Source organism: Oligoflexus sp. (assembly GCF_035638955.1).
GTDB lineage: Bacteria > Bdellovibrionota_B > Oligoflexia > Oligoflexales > Oligoflexaceae > Oligoflexus.
In genome coordinates, this window is the sequence record NZ_DASQYZ010000134.1 from 1 (window position 1) to 4,746 (window position 4,746).

General features: G+C 47.7%; 6 protein-coding genes and 2 pseudogenes. 5 read left to right on the forward strand and 3 right to left on the reverse strand.

The window, feature by feature from the left end; translation table 11 throughout:
- Positions 1–530: pseudogene (locus VE954_RS13410) on the forward strand (IS5/IS1182 family transposase); the annotation flags it as partial.
- 269 nt (positions 531–799) lie between these two features.
- Here VE954_RS13410 and VE954_RS13415 read toward each other — a convergent pair.
- Positions 800–1,150: a hypothetical protein gene (locus VE954_RS13415; RefSeq protein ID WP_324953516.1), complete on the reverse strand. Its 351-nt coding sequence runs from the start codon at positions 1,148–1,150 to the stop codon at positions 800–802.
- On the opposite strand from VE954_RS13415, the gene VE954_RS13420 reads away from it, so the two are divergent.
- The 3 genes and pseudogenes from VE954_RS13420 to VE954_RS13430 form a co-directional block, all read left to right on the forward strand.
- On the forward strand, positions 1,149–1,472 hold the full coding sequence (locus VE954_RS13420) for a helix-turn-helix transcriptional regulator (protein ID WP_324953518.1): 324 nt from the start codon (positions 1,149–1,151) through the stop codon (positions 1,470–1,472). The two genes, VE954_RS13415 and VE954_RS13420, sit on opposite strands and share 2 nt — an antisense overlap.
- 15 nt (positions 1,473–1,487) lie before the next feature.
- Entirely contained in the window at positions 1,488–2,141 is a 654-nt protein-coding gene (locus VE954_RS13425) for a hypothetical protein (protein WP_324953520.1), read from the forward strand.
- Between the two features lie 117 nt (positions 2,142–2,258).
- Positions 2,259–2,471, forward strand: a pseudogene (locus VE954_RS13430) (DDE-type integrase/transposase/recombinase); the annotation flags it as partial.
- Positions 2,472–3,188: 717 nt separating this feature from the next.
- Here the strand turns inward: VE954_RS13430 and VE954_RS13435 are convergent.
- Both VE954_RS13435 and VE954_RS13440 read right to left on the reverse strand, forming a co-directional pair.
- On the reverse strand, positions 3,189–3,530 hold the full coding sequence (locus VE954_RS13435; protein WP_324953522.1) for an Mpo1-like protein: 342 nt from the start codon (positions 3,528–3,530) through the stop codon (positions 3,189–3,191).
- Positions 3,531–3,542: 12 nt separating this feature from the next.
- On the reverse strand, positions 3,543–4,109 hold the full coding sequence (locus VE954_RS13440) for a TetR/AcrR family transcriptional regulator (RefSeq protein WP_324953524.1): 567 nt from the start codon (positions 4,107–4,109) through the stop codon (positions 3,543–3,545).
- 160 nt (positions 4,110–4,269) lie between these two features.
- On the opposite strand from VE954_RS13440, the gene VE954_RS13445 reads away from it, so the two are divergent.
- A complete protein-coding gene (locus tag VE954_RS13445) occupies positions 4,270–4,515 on the forward strand; it encodes a hypothetical protein (RefSeq protein ID WP_414699005.1) in 246 nt (81 codons plus the stop codon).
- Positions 4,516–4,746: the final 231 nt, after the last annotated feature.

Below are 4,746 nucleotides of genomic sequence, written 5' to 3' on the forward strand. Positions count from 1 at the left end.
CTCCAGAGGTGTCATGCATTGCAAAAGGCAAGGCGAAAAAGAAATACGAGTTCGGTTCCAAAGTATCGATTGCGACCACAGCAAAGTCCTGCTGGGTGCTTGCTGTTCAATCGTTTCAGGGAAATCCCTATGACGGCCACACCCTCTCTGATACACTCTGGATGATCAAAAATTTTCATAATCTCTGGCCGGAGGAAGTCTATCTGGACCAGGGGTACAAAGGCTTTGACGGTTTGATATGGGGATCAAAGGCCTATATCGCCGGCAGGGCAAAGAATCCACCGCCGAACATTAAACGCCGATCAAGCATCGAACCCGTTATTGGGCATATGAAGCACGATCACAGGCTCGGGCGAAACCATCTTTTGGGTGCAAAAGGCGATGGAATCAACGCCGTCATGTCCGGAGCAGGCTTCAACCTTAGAAAGTTGATAGCCATCGTTTACGTGGGCATAAAACGCATTTTTGAACGATTTTGCTTTCTTCTGGGCCTCAACCATTCCCTGAATTCTGTACCCTCCATGGCCTGATCAAACTTTTTCAGGGCAGCCTATTTAAGAGCTGGTATATATCATTAATATTATTATATTTTATCTTGAGTCTTCATCATGAAGATTCTAATTCAAACAAGCAGCGAAAATTGGTTTATTATAATAAACCGATTTGCTAAAGTGAATCAGTCCTTTGTCGATAAGGGGGTTGGAGAGCGGAAATGTCATCGTGGTTCATGGATTATTGGAAGCCATCCGCTTCAGACAGATCACCGGTCAAAAAGGATCTTATGGCCATTCTCAGGAGTTCAAAGCCTGCGCAGGGTCAAATCAGAAAGCTTGTTCGTGGAGCTGAGGACTTCGGGCCGCATGGCTATAGGATGCCAGGCAATAAAAATCTTGGTGACGGACTCTTCGAACTCCGGGATACGGTAAACCACTTTCGGTACTACTACTGCGAAACGGACTTCTATTATCTGCTCGACGGCGGTCGCACAAAAAGAATTGTCCTTCTTATGCTTGTGGCGGGCGACGACAAGGATAAACAGCAGCAGGACATCAGGGAAGCCAGGAAAAGGTTGACTACGATTACCAGCGATAACCTGCTTAATGATGATGCTCTTGAAGTTTTGCACTTGGAAAGGAGGAAATGACCCCATGGGAGTTCTCAAGGATATCGACAGCCTGATGACCCAGGACGAAATTACGCAGAATGAAAAGGAATACCTCGATGAGACCGCTCACCTGCGGGCAGCCCGGGAAGCGATTGCCAAATCCCTTGCCGAGTATGTTACTGCGGCAATGAAAGCGAAAGGCATAAGCCAGAATGAGCTTCGCCGTGAACTGAACATATCGTCTGCTACGATGACGGAAATTGTCAACGGCCGCGGTAATCCCACGATCGAGACCATTGCCAAGTTTGGGCTCATTCTAGGAAAGATTCCAAGGCTTGTCTGGGACGACCCTGAGAAGGCCGGGTGAGAGGAGGGTGCATGGATGGACCCTTCCGCTTTCATAAAGCACCCTTCCACTGCTGCCGAATTCGTTGAAAACGCAAGGCTCATCGGTCAGTGGATCAGGGACGGATATAAACAAACTCAGGTCGCGCGGGAGCTTGGGGTCAGTGAGGCGCTGGTCTCCCATTACATGAAGGTTGCAACACGCTGGCCTGAAGCCGCACTGAAAGTTGTAAACGAGAATAGGGACGCCTTTCCTCCTGGCGTCCTGAGCACACTTGCCGGAAAAACGTTTTCCGACCTCCGTGGCGGCGAGCCCCGGCGCAAGCGACACAAGCCTTCCCTGCTCGCAACGGTTCTGGCCATCGCTGATCGCCGCCACCTCCCTGCAGGCTCGTTGGGAGCTGACCAGGAGAACGTTAAGGAACGGATGCTGGCCCAGCTTCGGATAACGACCCAGGAGCTCAGGCAAAGGATCCGCGAGCTCGAGGCGCAGCTGCAAAAGAGCCAGGAGGTGACCAGGGCGCCAGCCGCTGTCCACCTGTCAGCGGATCTGGCTTACGTCAGAGATGTTCTTATCCACAAATTCTCAGCGCGGGTGGAACTAGACAGGCGGAAGGCCTTGATCTCAATTTATTGTGGCAATTCGGAACGGTTTAATGAGGTGCTTCGTCTTCTTCTCCCTACTGAATAATTCCATCCAACGTCAGCCCCTTGGGCGTATTTAGCGCTACTCCGCGGAATTTTTTAATTGAACATTATGCGCAGAAACGCCGGCCTTAAGGCTTTCAATCATGGGCATTCAACTGACATTGAGCTCCGGCAGGTGAAATATTTCAACAACATTGTGGAGCAGGATCATAGGCGGGTCCGGCAAAGGACAAGGGCGATCCTGGGCTTTAAGACCTTCATGTCGGCGGCGAAAACGATTGCCGGCATTGAGATGATGGCCATGATCAAAAAAGGTCAGATTGATATCCCGGGCTCCACTCCATTCGAGCAATTTTACGCCCTCGCAGGATAACTGCGTCCGGGGGTGATGCCCTCGAAACCTTACTTCACCCTTTGAAAGTTTTGCGACAGAGCCTCCTGCCGACCCATCATTTTGGATCTTAATTTTCAGGATCTCACCTGAACTTGAATTTCCTACGATCAATGAATTTTGCACAAAGCGGATTCCATTTGCGCCGGGGATCCCTGGCAGGGACTTCGGCATAAGATCCTTATGTTCGAGCCATTTACTGAGCTTGGAATCCTTGGACAATTTCCATATACAGCCTTGAGCACTGTCAGCTGTGTAAAGATTGTCGAAAGAATCAGACGCCAATCCATTTACCACTGCACCTTTCGGAAAAACAAAAGCGGTAGTGAATTGATCATTCCTGATTAAATCAAGACGGGCAGAGATTTCGGCAGGATTGGCTGGGTCTCCATCCAAGGCTGTCGAGAAAACTTCTCCTCTTGAATTCATGGCGAGGTTATTTCCTGTTCCTTTTATGGTCAGCACCTCACCGCTTTTTTTCTTTATCCAAATATATGCTTTTTTTGAATTCCCTGATGGTGAGATGATCGAGACAAATAGGTTTTCGTCATTATCGACGGCAGGCCTTGCCAATACTACTACTTATCTTTACCCTTAAATCGAGCGCCAATATTGAGAGATGTTAAGCGAGATAACTCTATTCAGTGATTAGATTCATATCAATAAAAGTCCTTCGATTATAATAATTCCAACTAATCCTCATGTTGTCTCTTTACGCCCAGTGAACGCGCGGAGAAAAATTTGGTAAGTTAGGATATGGTTAGCGATAATAAACCACCAGAGCGGAAAATCGCGGCGATTAATTCTTAGATCGCCTACACTATTATCCCTTTCAAACATTCGATGTCCTATAATTCCAGGTACACCATGCACGATCGGATACAAAAGAACCAGCCACCAATATGAGTGGGCTAAAGCCCAGATCAGGAATATGGCGCTCAAGAGAGTGCCAACGACATGGAGTGCCACGTTGCTCTTATTTGAATGCTCAGGAAGAAATTGGTTGTGATAGAAACTGATAAAATTTTTCATAAATTTCATGACGATTCTCTCCTACGATTTTTGCACCGGTAATTCAACGACATGACCTAGCAAATTCTCAATCATGGCAAAACTTTCGTCTATGGACCTGCTGTCTCCAAAAGCCCCTTGCACTTCGAGGGTGACAAACCCAAAGATAAGTGAACGATAGACTCTAATCTTATGGATCAGCGCATCATCGTCGGGTTTTCCGCCAAAAATTGTCGCGTAGATCTGAATAATGTCGGCCCGAAGTTTAGCTGTCTCGGCATCCTTCGGATTCGAATGACGAGCTGCACATGCAAACTCGCCAGGAAAATTACGACCAAATTCTCTATAGACTCTTGCTATCGCAATCAAAGCTTCGATCCCACTCTTGCCAATTGCTGCGTCGATAGTCACTTGTTTCAAATGGCCAAAAGCTGCATGCGTGACACCATCAAGTAACGGTTCAAGGCCGGAAATATGTTTGTAAAGGTGTGGGGACGTCACGCGCAAGGCTTCCGCCACAGCGGACATCGTGAAGGTCGAAATGCCATTTTTGTTAATTATATCAGTGGCTTTTTGAACTATTTTTTCGGTTGTCAACTTTGGTTTCACGCCCACCCCTTAATCATATTAACTCATCGGTTAATATGATTAACTTCTTAAGCGTCGAATGTCAAGAGTTGTAAAAGGCCAAGTAAAACACGAAATTCAGGGTTCTGTTGCGCCTGGTTAAGTCCGTGGTATTCTCCGGGAAACTTCGGGAGGCCAACTCATGCTTTTTGACACCAAAGGACACTCTTTCGAGCGCCAGATCATCATGCTCCATGTCCGCTGGTATCTTTCCTATAAGCTCAGCTACCGGGACCTTGAAGAGATGGCTGCGGAACGTGGACTTGAAGTTGACCACACCGCCGTTTACCGCTGGGTCATGAAGTTTACTCCAGGGCTGGAAAAGGCTGTGCGCCGGCTTAAGCGGCCTTCAGGCAAAAGCTGGTTTTTGGATGAAAGTGTGTCGTAGAAAGCAGCATGGAAGATGAAGGCAGGCCCTTCGTAATCGGTTTGCAGGAACGGATTACAAACTACTGCAAGCGGCCCAGGTAAAGAGCCTTGGTCGTGAGCGTTGCAGAAAAGGCTTCGTAAAGAAGTCATGTATGAGTTGGAAAGACGAACAAAAGTGAACCATCGTTCAAGTGTCGAAAAGAAATGCAAATGGCATCAAAACCAGGAAGTTTTCGTTGTCCTGGGACAA

Bases quoted from the DNA above. Each gene is read 5' to 3' on its own strand.
- VE954_RS13420 (WP_324953518.1), top strand. From the start codon at position 1,149: ATGGGAGTTCTCAAGGATATCGACAGCCTGATGACCCAGGACGAAATT.
- VE954_RS13415 (WP_324953516.1), bottom strand. From the start codon at position 1,150: ATGGGGTCATTTCCTCCTTTCCAAGTGCAAAACTTCAAGAGCATCATC.
- VE954_RS13425 (WP_324953520.1), top strand. From the start codon at position 1,488: ATGGACCCTTCCGCTTTCATAAAGCACCCTTCCACTGCTGCCGAATTC.
- VE954_RS13435 (WP_324953522.1), bottom strand. From the start codon at position 3,530: ATGAAATTTATGAAAAATTTTATCAGTTTCTATCACAACCAATTTCTT.
- VE954_RS13445 (WP_414699005.1), top strand. From the start codon at position 4,270: ATGCTTTTTGACACCAAAGGACACTCTTTCGAGCGCCAGATCATCATG.